The 17,725-nt window shown below is 68.0% G+C and carries 21 protein-coding genes and 1 pseudogene; 11 read left to right on the plus strand and 11 right to left on the minus strand.

Annotation, left to right across the window (positions count from 1 at the left end):
- Nucleotides 1–749 (minus strand): IS5 family transposase (locus tag ABZ911_RS38940; protein ID WP_358068237.1); only part of this gene is annotated, 749 nt, incomplete at its 3' end.
- Between the two features lie 137 nt (nucleotides 750–886).
- On the opposite strand from ABZ911_RS38940, the gene ABZ911_RS38945 reads away from it, so the two are divergent.
- Nucleotides 887–1,480: an RNA polymerase sigma factor gene (locus ABZ911_RS38945; RefSeq protein ID WP_358068240.1), complete on the plus strand. Its 594-nt coding sequence runs from the start codon at nucleotides 887–889 to the stop codon at nucleotides 1,478–1,480.
- Entirely contained in the window at nucleotides 1,477–2,481 is a 1,005-nt protein-coding gene (locus tag ABZ911_RS38950; RefSeq protein ID WP_358068243.1) for a CU044_5270 family protein, read from the plus strand. The genes ABZ911_RS38945 and ABZ911_RS38950 overlap by 4 nt, the downstream gene beginning before the upstream one ends.
- Here ABZ911_RS38950 and ABZ911_RS38955 read toward each other — a convergent pair.
- On the minus strand, nucleotides 2,472–2,750 hold the full coding sequence (locus ABZ911_RS38955; RefSeq protein ID WP_358068246.1) for a hypothetical protein: 279 nt from the start codon (nucleotides 2,748–2,750) through the stop codon (nucleotides 2,472–2,474). The genes ABZ911_RS38950 and ABZ911_RS38955 overlap by 10 nt on opposite strands.
- A 76-nt stretch (nucleotides 2,751–2,826) precedes the next feature.
- Between ABZ911_RS38955 and ABZ911_RS38960 the strand changes: the two genes are divergently transcribed.
- Nucleotides 2,827–2,976: a hypothetical protein gene (locus ABZ911_RS38960; RefSeq protein ID WP_358068249.1), complete on the plus strand. Its 150-nt coding sequence runs from the start codon at nucleotides 2,827–2,829 to the stop codon at nucleotides 2,974–2,976.
- A 58-nt stretch (nucleotides 2,977–3,034) separates the two neighbouring features.
- Here the strand turns inward: ABZ911_RS38960 and ABZ911_RS38965 are convergent, their stop codons facing one another.
- The gene (locus ABZ911_RS38965; RefSeq protein ID WP_358068252.1) at nucleotides 3,035–3,235 is read right to left on the minus strand and encodes a hypothetical protein; all 201 of its coding nucleotides are present in this window, start codon (nucleotides 3,233–3,235) and stop codon (nucleotides 3,035–3,037) included.
- 466 nt (nucleotides 3,236–3,701) lie between these two features.
- Here ABZ911_RS38965 and ABZ911_RS38970 point away from each other — a divergent pair, with 466 nt between their 5' ends.
- Together ABZ911_RS38970 and ABZ911_RS38975 are read left to right on the plus strand one after the other, a co-directional pair.
- Nucleotides 3,702–4,079 carry a hypothetical protein gene (locus tag ABZ911_RS38970; protein ID WP_358068255.1) on the plus strand — a complete coding sequence of 126 codons (378 nt, stop codon included), beginning with the start codon at nucleotides 3,702–3,704 and terminating at the stop codon, nucleotides 4,077–4,079.
- A 125-nt stretch (nucleotides 4,080–4,204) separates the two neighbouring features.
- Nucleotides 4,205–5,350, plus strand: a complete 1,146-nt coding sequence (locus ABZ911_RS38975) for a DUF4158 domain-containing protein (protein WP_358068258.1) — start codon at nucleotides 4,205–4,207, stop codon at nucleotides 5,348–5,350.
- A 266-nt stretch (nucleotides 5,351–5,616) separates the two neighbouring features.
- Here ABZ911_RS38975 and ABZ911_RS38980 read toward each other — a convergent pair whose 3' ends face one another.
- The 3 genes from ABZ911_RS38980 to ABZ911_RS38990 are packed head-to-tail and all read right to left on the minus strand — an operon-like array spanning nucleotide 5,617 to nucleotide 8,075.
- Nucleotides 5,617–6,078, minus strand: coding sequence for a hypothetical protein (locus ABZ911_RS38980; protein WP_358068261.1), 462 nt, complete (start codon nucleotides 6,076–6,078; stop codon nucleotides 5,617–5,619).
- A 39-nt stretch (nucleotides 6,079–6,117) separates the two neighbouring features.
- On the minus strand, nucleotides 6,118–6,897 hold the full coding sequence (locus ABZ911_RS38985; protein ID WP_358068264.1) for a GNAT family N-acetyltransferase: 780 nt from the start codon (nucleotides 6,895–6,897) through the stop codon (nucleotides 6,118–6,120).
- Between the two features lie 41 nt (nucleotides 6,898–6,938).
- On the minus strand, nucleotides 6,939–8,075 hold the full coding sequence (locus tag ABZ911_RS38990) for a hypothetical protein (protein WP_358068266.1): 1,137 nt from the start codon (nucleotides 8,073–8,075) through the stop codon (nucleotides 6,939–6,941).
- A 735-nt stretch (nucleotides 8,076–8,810) separates the two neighbouring features.
- Between ABZ911_RS38990 and ABZ911_RS38995 the strand changes: the two genes are divergently transcribed.
- From ABZ911_RS38995 to ABZ911_RS39010, 4 genes are all read left to right on the plus strand, one after another.
- On the plus strand, nucleotides 8,811–9,491 hold the full coding sequence (locus ABZ911_RS38995) for a hypothetical protein (protein WP_358068269.1): 681 nt from the start codon (nucleotides 8,811–8,813) through the stop codon (nucleotides 9,489–9,491).
- The gene (locus tag ABZ911_RS39000) at nucleotides 9,488–9,799 is read left to right on the plus strand and encodes a transcriptional regulator (RefSeq protein WP_358068272.1); all 312 of its coding nucleotides are present in this window, start codon (nucleotides 9,488–9,490) and stop codon (nucleotides 9,797–9,799) included. The genes ABZ911_RS38995 and ABZ911_RS39000 overlap by 4 nt, the downstream gene beginning before the upstream one ends.
- 274 nt (nucleotides 9,800–10,073) lie before the next feature.
- The gene (locus ABZ911_RS39005) at nucleotides 10,074–10,802 is read left to right on the plus strand and encodes a TnsA-like heteromeric transposase endonuclease subunit (protein ID WP_358068275.1); all 729 of its coding nucleotides are present in this window, start codon (nucleotides 10,074–10,076) and stop codon (nucleotides 10,800–10,802) included.
- On the plus strand, nucleotides 10,799–12,325 hold the full coding sequence (locus tag ABZ911_RS39010) for an integrase (protein ID WP_358068278.1): 1,527 nt from the start codon (nucleotides 10,799–10,801) through the stop codon (nucleotides 12,323–12,325). The genes ABZ911_RS39005 and ABZ911_RS39010 overlap by 4 nt, the downstream gene beginning before the upstream one ends.
- Before the next feature lie 34 nt (nucleotides 12,326–12,359).
- Here the strand turns inward: ABZ911_RS39010 and istB are convergent, their stop codons facing one another.
- From istB to ABZ911_RS39025, 3 genes and pseudogenes are all read right to left on the minus strand, one after another.
- Nucleotides 12,360–13,130 (minus strand): IS21-like element helper ATPase IstB, encoded by a 771-nt coding sequence (istB, locus tag ABZ911_RS39015; RefSeq protein WP_358068280.1) that lies wholly within the window; start codon nucleotides 13,128–13,130, stop codon nucleotides 12,360–12,362.
- Complete coding sequence (gene istA, locus ABZ911_RS39020; RefSeq protein WP_358068283.1) at nucleotides 13,127–14,548, minus strand: IS21 family transposase; 1,422 nt, start codon at nucleotides 14,546–14,548, stop codon at nucleotides 13,127–13,129. The genes istB and istA overlap by 4 nt, the downstream gene beginning before the upstream one ends.
- 122 nt (nucleotides 14,549–14,670) lie before the next feature.
- Nucleotides 14,671–14,895: pseudogene (locus ABZ911_RS39025) on the minus strand (metalloregulator ArsR/SmtB family transcription factor); the annotation flags it as partial.
- Nucleotides 14,896–15,084: 189 nt separating this feature from the next.
- On the opposite strand from ABZ911_RS39025, the gene ABZ911_RS39030 reads away from it, so the two are divergent.
- Both ABZ911_RS39030 and ABZ911_RS39035 read left to right on the plus strand, forming a co-directional pair.
- Nucleotides 15,085–15,867 (plus strand): alpha/beta hydrolase, encoded by a 783-nt coding sequence (locus tag ABZ911_RS39030; protein ID WP_358068286.1) that lies wholly within the window; start codon nucleotides 15,085–15,087, stop codon nucleotides 15,865–15,867.
- On the plus strand, nucleotides 15,828–16,088 hold the full coding sequence (locus ABZ911_RS39035) for a fructose 1,6-bisphosphatase (protein ID WP_358068289.1): 261 nt from the start codon (nucleotides 15,828–15,830) through the stop codon (nucleotides 16,086–16,088). The genes ABZ911_RS39030 and ABZ911_RS39035 overlap by 40 nt, the downstream gene beginning before the upstream one ends.
- 342 nt (nucleotides 16,089–16,430) lie before the next feature.
- On the opposite strand, the gene ABZ911_RS39040 is transcribed toward ABZ911_RS39035, so the two are convergent.
- Nucleotides 16,431–17,135 carry a DUF305 domain-containing protein gene (locus tag ABZ911_RS39040; RefSeq protein WP_358068292.1) on the minus strand — a complete coding sequence of 235 codons (705 nt, stop codon included), beginning with the start codon at nucleotides 17,133–17,135 and terminating at the stop codon, nucleotides 16,431–16,433.
- 131 nt (nucleotides 17,136–17,266) lie between these two features.
- Nucleotides 17,267–17,455, minus strand: a complete 189-nt coding sequence (locus ABZ911_RS39045; protein ID WP_358068295.1) for a hypothetical protein — start codon at nucleotides 17,453–17,455, stop codon at nucleotides 17,267–17,269.
- Nucleotides 17,456–17,725 lie beyond the last annotated feature (270 nt).

Raw genomic sequence — 17,725 nt, forward strand, 5'->3', positions numbered from 1 at the left:
GAGCTGGCCGGCAGGTGTTCATAGTCGCGGACCAGGCGCCGGTGCAGCATCAAGGTGCCGTACGTCTGCTCGACGATCCATCGTTTCGGCTGGGGAACGAACCCCTGGTCGGCGGGGTTGCGTTCGACGATCTGCACGTCGATCCCGAGCCCGGCCCCATGGTCGACGACCGTGTTCTTGAACCCCTGATCGACCAGGGCTTTGGTCACCGTGCCGGAGGTCTGGGCTGCGACCCGGTCCAGCAGAGCGGTCCCGGCGGTGTTCTCGTGCGCGGAGGCGGCCAGCACAACCACCGCGATGACCAGGCCGAACACATCCACGGCCAGCCCTCTCTTGCGGCCCGGCACCTTCTTGGCCGCGTCCCTGCCCGTCGTGGTGGCGGGGACCCCGGCCGCCACATGGACGCTCTGGGTGTCCAGCACCACCAGACTCGGATCGGCTAATCGTCCCTTCTGCTCCCGCATGTGCCAGCGCAGCAGGTCATGGATCTTCCGGGCGGTGCCGTCGTCACGCCACTTGGCGAAGTAGTAGTAGGTCGCGCTGCCGGGCGGCAGGTCGTGTGGCAGATAGTCCCACTGGACGCCGGTCCGCCCCTGATAGAGGATCGCGTTCACGATCTCGCGCATCTCGTATTTGCCCTGGTGACCGCTGACGGAGCGATGCGCGGCCTTCCACGCCGTGATGACCGGCTCAATCAACGCCCATTGCTCGTCGGATAAGTCGCTCGAGTACGGCTTGCGCTCACTCACCCGGCCATCCCAGCACATCCGAGCCCACCAACCGGCGGTAACGCTACAAATCCACTCGATCACAGTACGACATCATGGACATCAACTCGCACAACGCCCTCTGAGAACTCGATCCGTCACATCGGGAAAAGACAGGTATGACACAAACGCACCCGGCGGAGACAGCCGAGGTGGACGACGCCGAGCTGATCCGCTGGTCACGTGACGACCCGGAACAGCTCGCCGGCCTGTTCGACCGCTACATCGAGCAGATCCACCGCTTCGTCGCCAGGCGGCTCGGCACTCAGGCGGCCGACGACATCGCGGCTGAGACGTTTCTGACCGCTTTCCGCGGCCGCGCTTCCTACGACCCTGCCCAGCGGCTCGCCGGTCCTTGGCTCTACGGCATCGCGACCAACCTCATCGCCAAGCATCGGCGCGGCGAGGAGCGGTTCCTGCGCGCCTTGAGCCGTACCGGCACGAACCCGCTGCCCGAGCCGCCGATGGCCGACACAGTCGTCGGCCGCGTGGCCGCGCAGGAGGTGGACCACCGGCTCGCGGAGGCGCTGGCGTCCATGTCCTCCGGCGACCGCGACGTGTTGCTGTTGGTGGCGTGGGGCGAGCTGACGTACGAGGAGGTCGCGGCGGTGCTCAAGGTACCGATCGGGACGGTCCGCTCGCGTCTCCACCGAGCGCGTAAGAAGGCACGGATCGCCCTCGGGGGCGACGATCCAACAAGAGAGGTCGCATGATGGACGAGATCAAGCAGTTCCTCGGGTCCACCCCGGTGATCACCCGCGAGGCGAAGGACGCGGCACGCGCCCAGCTCCTGCAGGCGATGCGCGAACCGCTCCCCCAGCCGGCGAGGCGGCGCACGTTCCGCATCCCGCGCCTGGCCTGGCGGTTCGGGATCGCCGCCGTGGCGGCCTCGGCCCTGCTCGTCGGCTACGGGGTGGTAGGCGGTGACGACCAGTCGGCCGCATACGCCGACGTCAAGGAGCTCGGCGAGCGGGCCGCCAAGGCAGCCGAACGCGGCCCCGACGACGCCTACACGCGAACCCCTTCTCCGGGGCAGTGGCTGTACGTGAAGGAGTCGATCGCCCCGCTGCTCGCCGAACCCCGGCCCGAGGTGGATCGCGACAGGCGCGAGACCCTGGAGACCTGGTACAGCCTGGACGGCAAGCAGATGGCGATCGACGACGGCGTGGGCAAGCTGGCCATCGAGGAGGTGAACACCGGTCTCAAGAGCGCCGACCTGGCCCAGGAGCCCGTCACGCCCGACGCGGTGCTCGCCAAGGTCAAGGCGTCCGTCGCCGCGACCCCCGCCTCGCCGTTCGAGCAGGGGCGGGGGATGCCCGAGCAGGAGCGCGCCTTCCACACGATCAGCACGCTCATGGGCGGGCAGCCGCTTACCCCGCAGGTCCGCGCGGCGCTGTTCCGGGCCCTGCCGAAGATCGACGGCGTCTCGGTCAAGCAGGACGCCGTGGACGCCGCGGGCCGCCACGGCGTCGCGTTCGCCTACACCGGGTCACGGGAACGTTCCGAGATCATCGTCGACGCCAATGACTACCGCTTCCTCGGCCTGTACGGCGAGAACCTCGCCGACCAGCCGTTCCCCAACGAGGGCGGACTGGCCGCTCCGGCCCTCCCCAGCGGGACGGCCGGAACCGTCAAGGCCGGCGCTCCCCTGATGTGGAGCGCGCAGCTGGAGACGAAGGTCGTCGACAAGCCGGGGACCCGTCCTCAGCAGTAGGCGCCCCGCCAGGAGCAGACGGCGACCGCCTCCTGTGCCTGGACGGCGACGGCGCGCGGCCGGTGATCCCGGTAGGTTGGGTCGATCGCAGAGCCGGGAGAAGGGCTGGTGACGCGGTGGCCGACTCTGATGGACGGGACCACCGGTTGCGCACCTACTGGGACCGCCAGGCCGTGCCCTACCAGTTCCGAATCGCGGGTGTATTGGGCGATGACGGCGGTGATGGCCCGCCGGTTGACCCGCGCCCCCGCCCCCTCCTCGCGGTCCACATGACTGGAGGCGACAGGCTGGAGCGGGACCCCGGCACATGGGCTGCTACACAAGATCGACACCCGCGAGCAGACCGTGGCCTGCCAGATCGATCTGTGCGAGGCGCTGGACCTACCTATCGTCCCGAAGAACACCGAGAAGATCCGCGCCAAGCTCAAACGCCTGGTCAGCCAAGGCATCCTAGTCGAGACCGAACCGGGATTGTTCGTTCAGCCGCGTCCATAGCTCAACCGCGACGCCCCTGACCAGCCCGCCCTATCCAACCCAAGCGACGAAAGGGACATCAACTCGCGCAACGCCCTCTCAGGTGGTCGAACCCTTGATCGGGATGGGCGACATGCCAGTCCAGCAGCCGGTCCGTGGCGTCCTCATGCAGGTCCTCGTCGACAACCTGCGTCCACCTGCAATCGCGGCAGGCCACGACGTATTCAGCGCCGACGACCCTACCTAGGTCCAGGAACGGATGATGCACGTCATCGACCATGCCGTCACGTTACGCCTGGCATGGCCGGTCGAGCACTCGAATCGGCAGGCCAACATGCCTTACATGCCTTACTGATCAACAATGCGCTGAACTGCAGAGACATGCCTAGAACCCAAGATAACGATCGTGGCCCGGTGGGCGGTGTCCACCATCTCGGTGAGCCATGCGCGCGCCCCCCGCCAGTCCTGGATCCAGCCGTGCGCGCCGGCGGGGGTGAGCGCGTCGGTATTCCACCTGCGCGCCGAGTAGCTCGATCTGGTCTAGAAAGTCCATCTCCATCCTCGAATCGTCCCACCGGAAGGCCGAAAACAGCGCGCCCCTTACGGTTTCCGGAGTTGCGGGTTTCCGACCGAAGCGATGCTTGCAGGCAGGCCAGAGACGGTTTCCTGTTTCCTCGGAATCCTCGCTGCGGAAACTCCCAGCAGCCCCCTTCCGCCCGGCCGCCGGGGACCTCATGGTGGGCGCCATGACGACCACCACCGCCCTGATCGTGCCAGGCTTGACGGTCACGGCCGCCATGTACGAGGTCGCGGCCGCCGGTATCGAGCTTCACTCCCCCGACGTCGGCCCGCTCACCTGGGAGACGTGGACGGACCCCGCCCGCTGGACCCTGGTCCCGGATGAGCAGACCATGCGGGCCTTCAAAGCCGAGTTCACGCTGAGGGACTATGCAGACGGCACCCTGCGCCGGATCAACCTCTGGCATGAGCCAGACCTGCGCGGCGGCGCATCCCCCAAACCGCACTCCCACCCATGGCCGTTCATCGCGCACGTCCTGGCGGGCGGCTACAGCGAGCAGCGCTACACGGCCCATGACCGACAACCGACCGGCCAACGGCGGTAGCGGGCAGAGGCGGGCGGAGTTACCTCCACGGCTCGGATGTGGGTCGGTGCGACGAGGAGTCTGTCCTTGTAACGGTTCGGCTGCTCTGGGTTGGTTACCGGTGGGTCCGCCCTACCTTGCGGCCCATGCCGGTGGATTTCCTGACAGAGGATGAGGAAGCGGCCTATGGCCGGTACGCGGGGGCGCCGTCGCAGGCGGACTTGGAGCGGGTGTTCCTCCTTAATGATGAGGACCGTGCGCTGATCGATCGCCGCCGCGGCGATCACATGAAGCTGGGGTTCGGCCTGCAACTGGTGACCATCCGCTGGATTGGGGCGTTCCTGGAGGATCCGCTCGATGTGCCGGTAGCGGTGCTGGATTTCGTCTCGGAGCAGTTGGGAGTCGCTGATCCGTCGCAGGTGAAGCGGTACACCGAGCGGGCGAAGACGAAGTTGGATCACCAGTGGGAGATCCGGCGGGTGTGCGGGCTGAAGGAGTTCGCAGCGGTCGAGGCGGAGTTGCGGGCGTGGGTGGCGGCCCGGTCGCGGACGTCGGGAGACGGCCCGAAGGCGATCTTCATCGACGCGGTGGGGTGGCTACGGGAGCGGGATGTGCTGCTGCCCGGGGTGACGACGCTGGCGCGGCTGGTCGCCCAGGTACGTGACGACACGACCCGCCGACTGTGGGGCGTGCTGGAAGGCCTGTTGACGGTGGGCCAGCGGTATGTGCTGGACCAGCTACTGGAGGTACCACCGGGGTCGCGGATCTCCGATCTGGAACGGTGGCGCAAGGGCCCGGCGCCGCGGGGATCGGGCCCGACGATGATCAAGGCGTTGGATCAGGTCGCCGAGGTGATGGGGCTGGGCATGGCCGACCTGGGTGCCGAGAGTGTGGTGCCGGCGCGCCGCCCGCCGCCGCCGCCAGCGCCCGCGCTTGAAGAGCGCGCTTTGCGAGGGCGCTGGCGTCGGCCGGCGGGGGCGGAGCATCGGCCAAGTCGTCGGGGATGGCCTGCAGCAGCCGCTCACGGTCCCGCAGCCACAGCCATCCGCCTCGTGGCCACGAAACTGGAGAACCGCACACGACTGACAGCCGATTTCGTTCCCAACAGGCTGGAGTCGACCGTGCCGAAGAAGCAGAACACCACCGCCCAGCGCGCCCGCGAGGCCGCGCGCCAGGGCACCAAGTACACCCAGGCAGTCCGTACGGCATGTTGGGCAAGTCAGGTGCGGCAGAGCGGCACTACCGGGCCTGGCCTACCTAGTCGCCCGACGGGTGGCGCCCGGCGAAGGTGACGGCGTGAGAGTCGAACATCAGTCCAGGTGTTTCTTCTGGCCTCCCTGATCAACACTCCCAGCCACATCCCCGACATCCGGCCCATGCTGGAGCGCGTCGCGCCCGGATGGAGGCTCTGGTGGACGCGCACGCGCTCGCTGAGCGGGGCGGCCTGTCCCGTGAGCAGGCGGCCGCCCGCCCCTGGCGCGGGGCGGGGAGACGTACCGCGAGCTCCTGGACGTGGGGCAGGCCCACAGCGCCGCCCAGCTGGAGCACCCCGGACAATTCACCACGGCCCTGAGCGAACTCGTCGATGGTCTGCGCGAGCCGCAGCGTGTATAGGGCCAGCGTCGCAGCCCCCCTCGTACATATCAGACCCCCGCGTGTTGATCTTCGACACCAGGCCGATGAACAGATCGACCAGCGCGTCGGTGATCTCCGTTGTCCGCGACCACGCCAACGCGGCCACCAACGTCAACCGGACCGGCGGCTGGTTCGCCGCGAAGTCCGACGGATGCGAGGCCATCGCCCGCGCCCGCCAGGAGGCCACCAGCCGATCCGAATACCCGCCGAACAGATCCACCGCCAGCCCCAGCGCCTTCGCCCGCCGCAGCTTGACGATCTCCTCCAGCAGCGTCTCCAGCCCCAGCCGCCCGGGGTCGGACTTCAGCTCCAGCAGGAACCCATCCTCACCCGTGGCCAGTTCCCACAACGATCGCGCCGAGTCCGCTGACAACCCGTTCAGCACATGCAGGCAGAACTCCCGCTCGAACCGCGCCCGCCCCCGCTAATGGCTGTACCGCTGTTCCTCAGCCCCGTAGGTGTACGGAGTGGTGACGGTCAGCGGGACGAACCCGAGCCGCCGCAGGATGGGCCGGCTGTCGTCGGACGCGTCGACCTGCAGGTAGCGGTAGCCGCGTTCGGCGGCGACGCGGGCACGGTAGGCGACCAGGGCACGGTAGATGCCCCGCCCGCGCCAGGCGGTCACAGTGCCTCCACCCCAGAGGCTCGCGAACAGCGTGCCCGGATGCGACTCCATCCGAGCCGCGCACACCGGCACATCCCCGGCCATCGCGACAACCATGTCCGAGTCCCCGGCGAGCAGTTGACGCCTGAGCCGGGCCCCGTCCATGCCGAACGCCTGCTCATGGACATCCACCATGAGATCCACACCGGCCCCATCGGTCACGGGGACCAGGTGCACCCCTTCGGGTAGATCGACGTCCGTGGGCAGGTCGTGGATCTGGGCGACCATCAGCGTCTCCTCGGGCTCAGGTGTGAACCCGGCCGCCCGGAGCCTCGCCGCGAGATCGTCCGGACGGTCGTGGGCGTAGAGCTTCCACTCGAACTCGCGGCCCATCGAAGCGAAGTGCCGCACCTGGGCCGCGATCGCCGCGTTCGCGGTGTCCCGGTCGAGGTCTGACCAGAGGACGCCGTTCCAGTCGTGGTCGGTTCCGACCTGCCGTACCACGCCGTCGATTCGTTCGACCCGGGCGGTCGGGCTGTCTGCCCGCGCGCCCTGTCGCATCTGCTGGTCGAAGAGCGCCAGCACCGCATCCCTGTCCATCCGCCCACCCCAGCACCGGGCGCCCCGCTCCGGCAACTGGGTTATCTGGCGCGCAGCTCGGCCGTGACCGCGCGTTCGCGGAGTTGCGCGGCCTCCTCGCGTACGGATTCCACCTGGACGCGTAGATCGCCCACTCGGGCGCGCTCAAGTTGGAGCTCCATCCGTAGGTGGTCCCGCTGTTCCACCGCCGTCTCGCGCTCCTCGCGTTCGGTGGTCATCTTCCGCTCGGCGTTCTCGGCGCGGGCGGTGGCCCGTTCCGTCTCGGCCGCCTGACGTACCCCTGCCTGCTCGGCGGCCTGGGCGCGGGCCAGCGCGCGGTCGCGCTCGCCCTCGGCGGCGCTCGCGCGGGCGTCCTGGGCGGCGAGTTCGCGCTCGGCCCGCTCGCGCGAGCGGACGGCCTCCCCCACCGCCGCACGCGCCTCCGCCGCCAGCGCCTGCGCCGCGTCCCGCTCGGCGCCGGCCACGGACACCATCCGCTCCGCCTCGGCCTCCGCCCGCCTGACCAGCCGCTCCCCTTCCTCCCGCGCCTTCTCCACCGCGCGCGCCACCTCCGCGCGCGCCTCCCGCTGCGCCCGCGCCACCTCTTCTCGCATCTGTACGGCCAGCGCCTCGCCCTCCGCCGCGCGCGCCTCGGCCCGCTCGACCTGCTCGGCGGCCCGCAGCTCGACCTGTTCGACGTGCTCGGCCGCGCGGGTCTCCGCTTCGAGGGCGCGTTGCTCCGCCTGCTCGACCTGTTCGGCCGCGCGCGCCTCGGTCTCCTCCACGCGCTCGGTCGTCTCCTGTACCACCTGGTCGCGGGCCTGTTCGGCCAAAGCGGCGATGCGTTTGGCCTCGGCTTCGGATTGTTTGGCCATCCGCTCGGTGGTCGCCGCCTCGCGCAGCGCGGCCAGGGCCTGTTCGCGTGCGGTCTCGGCGTCGCGCAGGGCGGTTTCCCTGTCGGCCTGGGCCTCCTCGAGCAGGAGCCGCATCTGACCGGTCTCCCTGCGGGCGTGCTCGGCGGCCTCGCGCGCCAGCCGTACCTGCTCGAAGGCCTGTTCGCGCTCGGTACGGGCGATGGCGACGCGTGTGTGCGCCTCCGCCTGGACCGCGCTCAGCTTGGCCTCGACACCCGCCGGGCTCAACTCTTCGGCGAGCGCCCTGGCCAGCGGCTCGATCGCGGCGACCAACCCACTCTCCATGCGGTCGTACAACTGCTCGGCCCTGGCCAGCGCCCCTTCCAGCCCCGGCGTGGCCTTGCGCAGCTCCCGCTCCCGCTTCGCCGCAGCCTGACAATCCCCATCCGGGCAGTACGCCCTGGGCCTCCCCCGCCCTCTTCGCTGCTCAATCGGCTTCCCACAGTGCCCACACGGCGTCACCGCGCCCATCTCCGTCACCACGCGATCAGCCTAGCATTTATTGATTTTCTAGAAATTAGAAATCAATAAATCAAATCTGTTGCGTAGCCGCCTGAGGTGTAACTTGCGAGAAGTGCAGTTCCCGCAGGCAAGTTCTCAGGTGAGCTCCTCCTGTCCTGTCTCACGAGTGCGGATTGTCCGGTCTCAGCGAAGGTGGCATCTGTCTCGGTGAAGTCGGCACATCCTGGCGTTCCGTCTCACATAGTTGGCACGAGCAGGACGATCGAGACCCCGGCGTCTCACTGAAGGTGGCACGTGGCGGGTTGAGCGCCCGATCGTTGGCAGCAATAACCATGCGTCTGGTTGATGTCGGCGCCAAGCTGGTTCGACAGAGACCGGATCTTCTCCAGGCCATTGGGCTCCTGGACGCACCACGTCGAAGTATCGGAAGTCGTGGAGGGGTCCGCTTCCGATACTGCAAGTTGTCTGAAGTAAGCACACCGGTTCATCGGTCGGCTTGCGGCAATCATGTCTGTAATGCAAACATGTCTGGGAAACCGACATCATGGAGGTCAAGTCATGACGCAAAACGCGGCCAATGAGGCCAGCAACCTGCTCGACGAAGTAAACGTCCTGCGCGACCGAGCCCGCACGGACCGGCACGCCTTCCGCTTCCCCATGCTGTTCTTCGGAGGCTTCACCTTGGCCACCGCCCCGCTCTATGTCATCGACTTCGAGTTGCGGGGAAGGCCAGAAGGAACCTTCACCTGGCCTTTCCGAGAGTGGATCGATCTGGTCTGGCTCGCCGGACTAGTCGCCGGGGCGGGGCTCACCGTGTGGTGGTATCGCCGCCACGGCCATCGGGCGGGCATTCAGACCTCACCGCGAAACCCAACGATCATCTGGAGCACCGCCGGGGCTGCCCCGCTGGTCTGGACGCTCCTGCCGCTGGCCGGCTTCCTCCTCTGGCCGTTCTTCATTCGCAACACCTTCGGCCTACTAGCCGTGGCTCTCGGCCTGATCGCCCTGGCCTGGGCCGAACGCAGCCGCCATCTCTGGATCGTCACCGCCCTCTACACGGCGGCAGCCGTCCCGGCCGTCGTCTATGACATGCAAAACCAGTACTACCGCCTGTTTCACCTGTTCGGCGTCTCCCCGCAGGAGATGCCCTACGGTCTTCTCCAGGGCAGTCCCGTTCTGCTCCCGGCCCTGATCCTCCTCGTGGGCGGACTGACCGTCCGGCGAAAGACACACCCATGACCTACCCGACCGGAAATCTCGATGACACCGTCCACCAGCGCCATCGTCTCGGCATCCTTACCATCGCCAGCGAAGCGTCCCGGGTCGAGTTCACCTACCTGTGCGAGGTGCTCCAACTGACCAGGGGAAACCTCAACCGTCACCTCGCCGTCCTGGAGGAGGCCGGGCTGATCACCCTGGAGAAGGGATACGACGGACGGCGCCCGAAGACATGGATCGTCATCACCAGGGAAGGCCGCGTAGCACTGTCAAAGGAGATCACCGCGCTGGAGGAACTGGTCCACCGCCACCGCGCCCGCGAAAGCTGACCCTCATGCCGACGGTCGCCGGGCTTGTGCCATGCCGGCAGCCGGCTGAGGATCAGTCGAGAATCCGCTGACAACCACCGGGCACATAATCACTGACAACAACTGGGCGCTTAACAGCGGGCGGATGTCTCAGCGAAGGTGGCACCTACTTTGCGGATTGCGCTGAATCTGGCGCGTCTGATTACTACAGTTCGTCTCCTCACGTCCCTTGAGCGCTGGCTCCGGTTGCTTGGAGACGAAGATGGGTGGCTCGCCGGTGAGTGCGCGGCCCGAGGTGGCGGCGTTCGAGGTTGCGTTCCTCGACGAGGCCGGTGCGAAACACCGGCTCCCCTTGTCGTCGGGCTGGAATATCGCCTTCGAGCGGATGGCTCCAGCTCGCACGTTCCCGTCGTTCAAAGGGCAGGTGAACTTCCCGGGCCTGTGGTGGTCGGCCACCACGAACGACCATGTCGGCTACGAGTCCTGGCTGGAACGCGACGTGGTGATGATGATGGACTTCGACCCCGGCATCGTCGGCTTCGCCTCCCAGCCGTTCTGGCTGAGCTGGATCAAGGACGGCCGTCTTCGGCGGCACGCACCGGACTACTTCGCCCGCACCAGCGAGGGGGACGGCCTGGTGGTGGACGTCCGCCCCGACGATCGGATCGACGCCAGATCCGCGCGGGCGTTCGCCGTCATGGAAAGGGCATGCGCCGCAGTCGGGTGGCGCTTTCACCGCACGGGTGGTCCGCCCGCGGTCGCTGCGGCCAACGTCCGGTGGCTGGCCGGATACCGCCACCCGCGGTGCTTTCGCGCCGATGTCGCCGAGGCCCTCACGGCGGTCTTTGCCGAGTCAGGGCCGCTGCTGGCCGGAGCCAAACGGGTGGGCGACAGGCTGAGCGTGCTGCCGGTGCTGTTTCACCTGTTGTGGTCAGGCCAGCTGAGCGCGGACCTGTCTTCAGCTCCGCTGAGCCTGGCCAGCATCGTGAGCGTGAGCGGCCGCCAGCTGGTGGGGGCGCGATGAGTACGGCACGGCCGCCCGCGCTGCGGGTCGGGGATCGGATCCGGTTCGACGACCTGACTCAAACAGTGGTCGGATTGTCGGGCACCTTGGTGCGGCTGGCCGATGAGAACGGCCACACCAGCGTGGTGCAATTGGCGCATCTGTTGTCGGCAGAGGGGTTCGCCCACCTGGGCGGGCACAGCCGTTCGGCACGCAGCCTGGCGCCGGGCCTCGATAGGTTTTCCGACGAGGTGATGCAGGAGGCGCTGTGGTGGGAGCAGCACGTTCTGGAAGTGCTCACCGGCGTCCGGGCCGACGCGCCTGCCGGCGCGAGACCACGCCCGCACTTCGACCCGGCCACCACGACGCTCACCCAGCGCGAGCAGGCCAAGGCCGCCGAACTGGCCGCCGAGGGACGCCGCAAGGTCAGCACGCGCACGCTCAAACGCAAGCGGCTGCGTTACCAGACCCAAGGCCTGGCCGGGCTGATCGACGGCCGTCATGACCGCCTCCAGCCGGTCACCGGACGGACCGAGCCACGCGTGGTCGAGGCGCTGCGGCAGGCGATCGAGGAGGCCACCGGCGCATCGACGCGCACCGCGAGCTATTTCTACTGGCGGGTCGGACAGATGCTCGCCGGCCAAGAGGGCGTGGTGATGCCGTCGCGGGCGACGTTCTACCGGTTGTTCGAGCGAATGTCTCACGGACGGCACACCACCGGGTCGGCGCGCACGCGCCGGTCACTGGCCAACCGTCCGGACGGGCCGTTCAACGAGATCAGCGCGGATCGGCCCGGCGAGCTGATGGAGATTGACTCCACCCCGTTCGATGTTCTGGTCGTCTTCGACGACGGAGTCGTGGGCCGGGTCGAGCTGATCGGGATGGTGGATCTGGCCACCCGGACCGTCACCGCGGCGGTGCTACGGCCCACGACCAAAGCAGTGGACGCTGCGCTGCTGTTGGCCCGCACCGTCACCCCGGAGCCGATGCGTCCCGGCTGGAGCCAGGCGTTGTCCATGGCCCGCTCGGTGCTGCCGCACCAGCGGCTGCTGGAGCTGGATCAGCGACTCGCGCACGCCGCGGCCCGGCCAGTGATCGTCCCGGAGACGATCGTCTGCGACCAGGGCAAGGCATTCATGTCGGCCACCTTTCGCACTGCCTGCCGGATGCTGGGCATCAGCCTGCAGCCCGCTCACCCGAAAACCCCGACCGACAAGCCACACATCGAACGCACCCTGCACTCGGTGTCGACGCTATTTGCCCAGTTCGTCTCCGGCTACGTCGGCCGAAGCGCCGAACACCGCGGCGTCGAAGACGAGCCCTTGTGGTCGATGCGGGAGCTGCAGGAACTGCTGGACGAGTGGATCGTCGCCAAGTGGCAGAACCGGCCGCACGAAGGACTGCGCGATGCGGCCATGCCAGGCGCGGCGGTCTCACCGAACGAAAAGTACGCTGCCTTGGTGGAAACGGCCGGCTGGGTGCCGGTGGCGTTGTCGGCCGAGAACTACATCGAACTGCTGCCGGCTGTCCGCGTACTCCTTTGAGTGCTCCACCAAGTACGGAGATATGTGCACCAGCTCAGGCGACCTCAGTGGCTTGTTCGATGTTCCTGAGCCGGTTCTTGAGCCGGTAGCTGGGGCCGTTGATGGAGATCACATCGCAGTGGTGGAGGAGCCGGTCGAGGATGGCGGTGGCCAGCACCTCGTCGGCGAAGACCTGGCCCCACTCGCCGAAGCTCTTGTTTGAGGTCAGGATGATCGAGCCCTTCTCGTAGCGCTTGGAGATCACCTGGAAGACCAGGTTGGCCTCGCCGCGTTCGAGGATCTCGTAGCCAACCTCGTCGATCACCAGGACGCTCGGCCGTAGGTAGGTGCCGAGTTTGCTGCTCAGGCGCCCGGCGGAGTCGGCGGCCCTGAGGTTGCTGACCATGTCGTCGAGGCTGGTGAAGTAGACCGAGTAGCCGGCCCGGCAGGCCGCGACCGCCAGGGCGACGGCGATGTGGGTTTTGCCGACCCCGGGTGGGCCGAGCAGGGCCGCGTTGGCCTTGGCCTCGACGAAGGCGAGGGTGGCCAGGTCTTTGACCTTGCGGGGGTCCAGATCGGGCTGGAAGGAGAAGTCGTAGTCATCCAGGGTCTTGTGGTGCGGCAGTTTCGAGGTGCGCAGGCCGGTGCGGAACCGGCGGTCGTCGCGGACGGCGAGCTCTTCGGACAGGACCAGGTCGAGGAAGTCCAGATAGCCCATCTTGGATTCGTCGGCCCGCTGTGCGTAGTGGGTCAAGGCCTCGGCCAGATGGGGAAGGCCGAGCTTGGCGGCGGTGGTGCGGATGCGGGTGGAGACCAGCTCGGTCAACGGGCTTCCTTCGTGGAGTGATCGGTGTTGAAGGGGCGGGTGCCGGTCAGTTCGTCATAGACCGACAGGGGGCGGCGGCCGACCTCGACCTGGGCGGCCGCGGTCCTGTTGAGCAGGTCCGCCAGCGATCCGGGGGCCGGTTCTGGGTCGTTGTGGCGTTTGCCCTGGCCTTGGCGAACGGGAAGATCGTGGCCTGCGGTGACGCGTCGGCCGGCTCCGGTGGGCAGGCCGTCCCAGTGCCGCTCGTCCACGATCCGGCAGCCGCGGCCCACTGCCCGCGCATGAGCGGCCAGCAGCGTCTGGCCCGTGTGGTCGGGTGTGGTGGCGTGCAGCATGATCTGAGCCTTGGTCGCCCTGACCTCGACCAGCTGGCGCGGCTGGACCCGGCGGGCCGGGACCGAATACAAGTTCGCTTCGAAGGCGACCAGGCAGTCCTTGCCGACGTAGCGAAGATGCCGCTGGGCCACGACATACGGGGTGGACGGCCGCGGCCGCAAGGCCATGTGGTCACGGACCGCCCGCAGGCCGATGACCTCGCCGTGGACCTTGGACCGCCGCAGGGGAACCCAGGCGGCGAAGGCGGCGTCGAGCTCCTCGATCGAGGAGAACGCGCGCCCGGCCAGGACATGGTCCCGGACGATGGCGACCTGTCGCTCGACCCGGCCTTTGCCGGTGGGCCGGTAGGCGGCCAGCACATCGGGGTCGAAGTCGTAATGACCGGCGAAGGCAACCGCCTCGGGATGCAACGGGACAGCCTCACCCGGGGCGACGTGGCGGCGGACCACCGTCTTGGTGCGGTCGTAGACGATCGACATCGGTACCCCACCGAAGTGCTCGAACGCCCGGCGGTGGCAGTCGAAGAAGGTTGCCAGATCCTGGCTGGTGGTGAAGCAGCAGAACGGGTCCCGCGAGTAGGACAAGGTCATGTGGAAGGAGTAGACCTTCCCGATGCCGGCATGGGCCAAGATCTTGCCCTCGTCCCCCCAGTCCACCTGGGCCTGAGCGCCCGGCACCACCTCGAACCGGCGATGCAACCCCGCCAGTTCACCCGGGCTGATACCGAGTTCGGTCGCGATCCGCGGCCGCGCCTCCTGCAAGTAGATCTTCACTCGCTGGTAGTTACCGGTGAACCCGTAGTCGGCCACCAGACGCTCGTGGATCACCGCTCCCTTGAGCAGGATCTCTGCCCGCAGCATGGCGTCGATCAACGGCGCGACCTCGTCCACCACCCGCCGCCGCGGCCGATCGTTGGGCGCCCTCTTCGGCGGCGCCACCGCAACCTCGCCCGACAGGTACTTGGCGACCGTCCGCCGGTTCAGCCCGGTCTCGGCCGCGATCTCCCGCAAGCTCATCGCGCCGGACTCATGCAGACTGCGAAACCGCCTCAGCTCCAACCAGCGATGCGGGTCCAAGACCACCGTCAGCCGCCCTCCACCGACTCCGAACAGAGGACCGTAGCTTCGCAGTAACGGAGCGTCACCGCATCAAGAACGGTGCATTCTCACCCGTACGCGCTGGCGCACATTCACTTGTACGCCAACACCAGGCCGCAGTCGCGCAGGCAGGCCAGGTGCTTGGACACCGTCGACTGGGCCAGGCCGAGCTCGCCGGTCAGGTCCACCACCCGGGCCTCGCCCCGGGCCAGCCGCTGCACGATCTTCAGCCGGGTCTCATCGGCCAGCGAGTGGAACAACGCGGCCGCCGGCGCGATCCCGGCGGCGATGTCAGCGTTCACACATCGACCAGCATCACTATCAATCGTCATATAGCGATGATAGCTGGAAATGGTTATGTATTGGCAAGAAGAGGGTGGAGCCGACGTCAGACCCGGCCCCACGACGCTCCAGCACCGAACGGCGGGAGCCGTTCGGGATCTATCGCCCGACGCGGTGCGTTGATCCACCAAACGCCAACGTGGATCTTCCGCGACCGGGCGAGAACCAGGGAGATCGGCATGCAGTCGGTAATGGTGGACGGCGTTCGGCTCGGCTACGAACGGGCAGGATCAGGGCCCGCGGTGGTGCTCGTCGGCGGTACCGGCATGCCGCCGGTCGCCTGGCAGCTGTGCGGCCTGCGCGACGCGCTGGTGCAGGCCGGGTTCGAGGTGGTCACCTACGCCGCGCGCGGGGTGGCCCCCTCAGACGCACCCGCCGCCCCCTACACCGTCGACGACCTGACCGCCGACCTGGCCGGCCTGATCGAGACGCTCGATCTGACCGACGCCATCGTGGTCGGCTACTCCCTGGGCAGCTTCACCACCGAGCTGCTCGCCCGCACCCGCCCGGACCTGGTGCGCGCGGCGGTGCTGATGGCCGGAGCCGGGCCGCTGACCGGGGTGCTGGACGCCGTGCTGGCGGCCGAGACCGAGCTCATCGCCACCACCGGCCGCCTCTCACCCGCCTTCACGCGGCTGCAGACGCTGCTGAGCACCCTGCCGCCGGCCGTGTTGCGCACCGACGACGCCCAGGTCCGCACCTGGCTGGAACTGCTCGGCGCCCAGGAAGCGGTGTGGACCTCCACCGACGGCGAGAACGGCCAATCGGCGGCCTCGGACCGGTGGCTGCGCGACGAGTACCGCATGGCCGCCCTGGCCCAGATCACCTGTCGCCGGCTGCATGCGCGGCTCACACCACGCGCCACTCATGCCCGTGGCCACCGGTCACGCCCGCCCCGTCCCGGTTCGACGGACCGCCGCGCGTGGTGGCTCTGGGCTTCCAGATCCATGACGGCAAGCTGATCGGTCCTCGCGACCTGTTCGCCGATCCCGCCTTCGACCGGGCACGCCAGCAGGCCAACGAGGCCATGGACTACTTCCGTCGCCACGGCCCGTTCGAACCGCACCGGCTCCCGCTGGAGGACCTGGAGTACACCACCATGACCGTCCTCACCAAGAAACTCGCCAACCGCTGGACCCCGATCACCACCGAGCTCGCCACGGCGGCAGTGAGCCGAAGCTGAGAGGAACGGCGCTCGCGCCGCCCTCGTGAGAGCGGCGCGAGAGATGAGGCTATTCACTACTCATAGTGGTGCATCAATTACTCTTGGGTGTAATGCATATCGGAGAGCCTGCAAAGACGGCCAGGACTCTGCGTGAACGTTCGGGCTCCTCCAGCTTTGCGGCACCGCTCAACTGGCAGGCCCGTTCCCGGATGTTGCGCAGGCCGCTGCGCCTGCCGTGACCGCCCAGACCGTGCCCGAATGGTGTGGGTGCGGCTGCTGAACCCCCTGGCCGGGGCTCCCACTGATCAACCGGGCACATGCGAGCCTCGCCGCCTCGGTGGTGCCCGGTGTGGGTATTCATCAGCCCGTCACTCCGCCGGGCGTCCAGGGCGAACCCGGTCCCCGTGATGGTGACGGTGTGGAGCCATCCGGCCACTGCCACTGTCCGCCCCACGGGGCGCGCGGCATCCGCCAGCTGGCGCCGAACCAGTCGGCCAGGTAGCGCTGCATCTGGAACATCTCGGCGTGCTGGCTATCGCGCACCGTACGGGCGAAGTCGGCGATCTGCGGGTGCTGGATGCGCCCGTGCATGAGCAGTTGCTGAGACATCATCACCGCAACCATGTGGTGCGGGATCATGTCCTGCAGGAACGTCTCATCCAGCGCATCACCCGACAGCTTGGACAGGTCGCGCATCATCGGTCGGTAGCCCGGCGCCTTCTGGCCCGGATACCACGTGGCCAGCCACGTTTTCATGGTGGCGATCTCGGCGGTCTGTGTCTTGACGATGGATGCGCCCAGGGCGCGCATCTCGGCCCGGCTTGAGCGCTGCAGCTGGCTGGCCGCCTCGACCGCTTCCTGGTGGTGGGCCACCATCTGGGCCAGGTAGCCGGCCTCGTCGTCCACCACCATCTGGTGCATCGAGCCCATCGGCCAGTGGACCTGCTGCCATCCCACCGTGGCGGGTTGCGGCTGGCGGTCGGCAGCGGCCAGGGCGGCCCCGCCGGCGGCAGTGGTGGTCAGTAGCGCCGCGGCGACGAGAGCCGCCGTCGATGAACGTCTCATCTCGACCTCCGCTCCTTCAGCAGGTGCTCTTAACCTTCAGCCTAGGGTTCGGCCATGTGGCCAGGGCCAGGGTCGTTGGTCCTTCATGCCCAGGACCAACACCATCCGGCCGGGACGGCCTCCCAGGTACATCACGAGAGAGGCTGACCGCAGAGATCGCCGTGTTCGGTCGGCCTCTCCGGCCTGCACATGGGCCTGTCCAGGAATGACAGCTCGGTCAGGTCGACGACCTGTGGGTGCCGGGCCGGGGGGACACGCCGGAGGTAGCCAGCCAGTTGGGCGCTGGTGGCGTAGTCGGCCTCGACGGCGAACGCGACCACGCTCAAACGGGAAGATGCTGATGCGTTAGCGTCGGCGCCGCAGCGGATGCCCCGGCCGGGCGGGCTGGGGCTCGGTTGCTGGGAGGCACCCTTGCCCGCACCCAAGTGGTCTCATCTTTGTCTCGCCCGTCGGGGGTGGGAAGGAGCAGGCGGGTCGGTTCCGGGCTGTCCCGCGATAGATCATCAAACGACGAGCCGGTATGCGCTAGCCGCATCTACTACGGCTATTAGCACTGCCTTTATATGACCTTCGCCTCTTGTCACCAGGAC

The organism is Nonomuraea sp. NPDC046570 (genome assembly GCF_040645915.1).
Classification (GTDB): Bacteria; Actinomycetota; Actinomycetes; order Streptosporangiales; family Streptosporangiaceae; genus Nonomuraea.

Excerpts from the sequence above, each read along its gene's own strand:
- ABZ911_RS39010 (WP_358068278.1), top strand. The coding sequence starts at position 10,799 with ATGAGTACGGCACGGCCGCCCGCGCTGCGGGTCGGGGATCGGATCCGG.
- ABZ911_RS38965 (WP_358068252.1), bottom strand. The coding sequence starts at position 3,235 with ATGGTCGATGACGTGCATCATCCGTTCCTGGACCTAGGTAGGGTCGTC.
- ABZ911_RS38970 (WP_358068255.1), top strand. The coding sequence starts at position 3,702 with ATGACGACCACCACCGCCCTGATCGTGCCAGGCTTGACGGTCACGGCC.
- ABZ911_RS38945 (WP_358068240.1), top strand. The coding sequence starts at position 887 with ATGACACAAACGCACCCGGCGGAGACAGCCGAGGTGGACGACGCCGAG.
- ABZ911_RS39000 (WP_358068272.1), top strand. The coding sequence starts at position 9,488 with ATGACCTACCCGACCGGAAATCTCGATGACACCGTCCACCAGCGCCAT.
- ABZ911_RS38950 (WP_358068243.1), top strand. The coding sequence starts at position 1,477 with ATGATGGACGAGATCAAGCAGTTCCTCGGGTCCACCCCGGTGATCACC.
- ABZ911_RS38985 (WP_358068264.1), bottom strand. The coding sequence starts at position 6,897 with ATGGACAGGGATGCGGTGCTGGCGCTCTTCGACCAGCAGATGCGACAG.
- ABZ911_RS38975 (WP_358068258.1), top strand. The coding sequence starts at position 4,205 with ATGCCGGTGGATTTCCTGACAGAGGATGAGGAAGCGGCCTATGGCCGG.
- ABZ911_RS38995 (WP_358068269.1), top strand. The coding sequence starts at position 8,811 with ATGACGCAAAACGCGGCCAATGAGGCCAGCAACCTGCTCGACGAAGTA.
- ABZ911_RS38990 (WP_358068266.1), bottom strand. The coding sequence starts at position 8,075 with ATGGAGAGTGGGTTGGTCGCCGCGATCGAGCCGCTGGCCAGGGCGCTC.
- ABZ911_RS39040 (WP_358068292.1), bottom strand. The coding sequence starts at position 17,135 with ATGAGACGTTCATCGACGGCGGCTCTCGTCGCCGCGGCGCTACTGACC.
- ABZ911_RS39030 (WP_358068286.1), top strand. The coding sequence starts at position 15,085 with ATGCAGTCGGTAATGGTGGACGGCGTTCGGCTCGGCTACGAACGGGCA.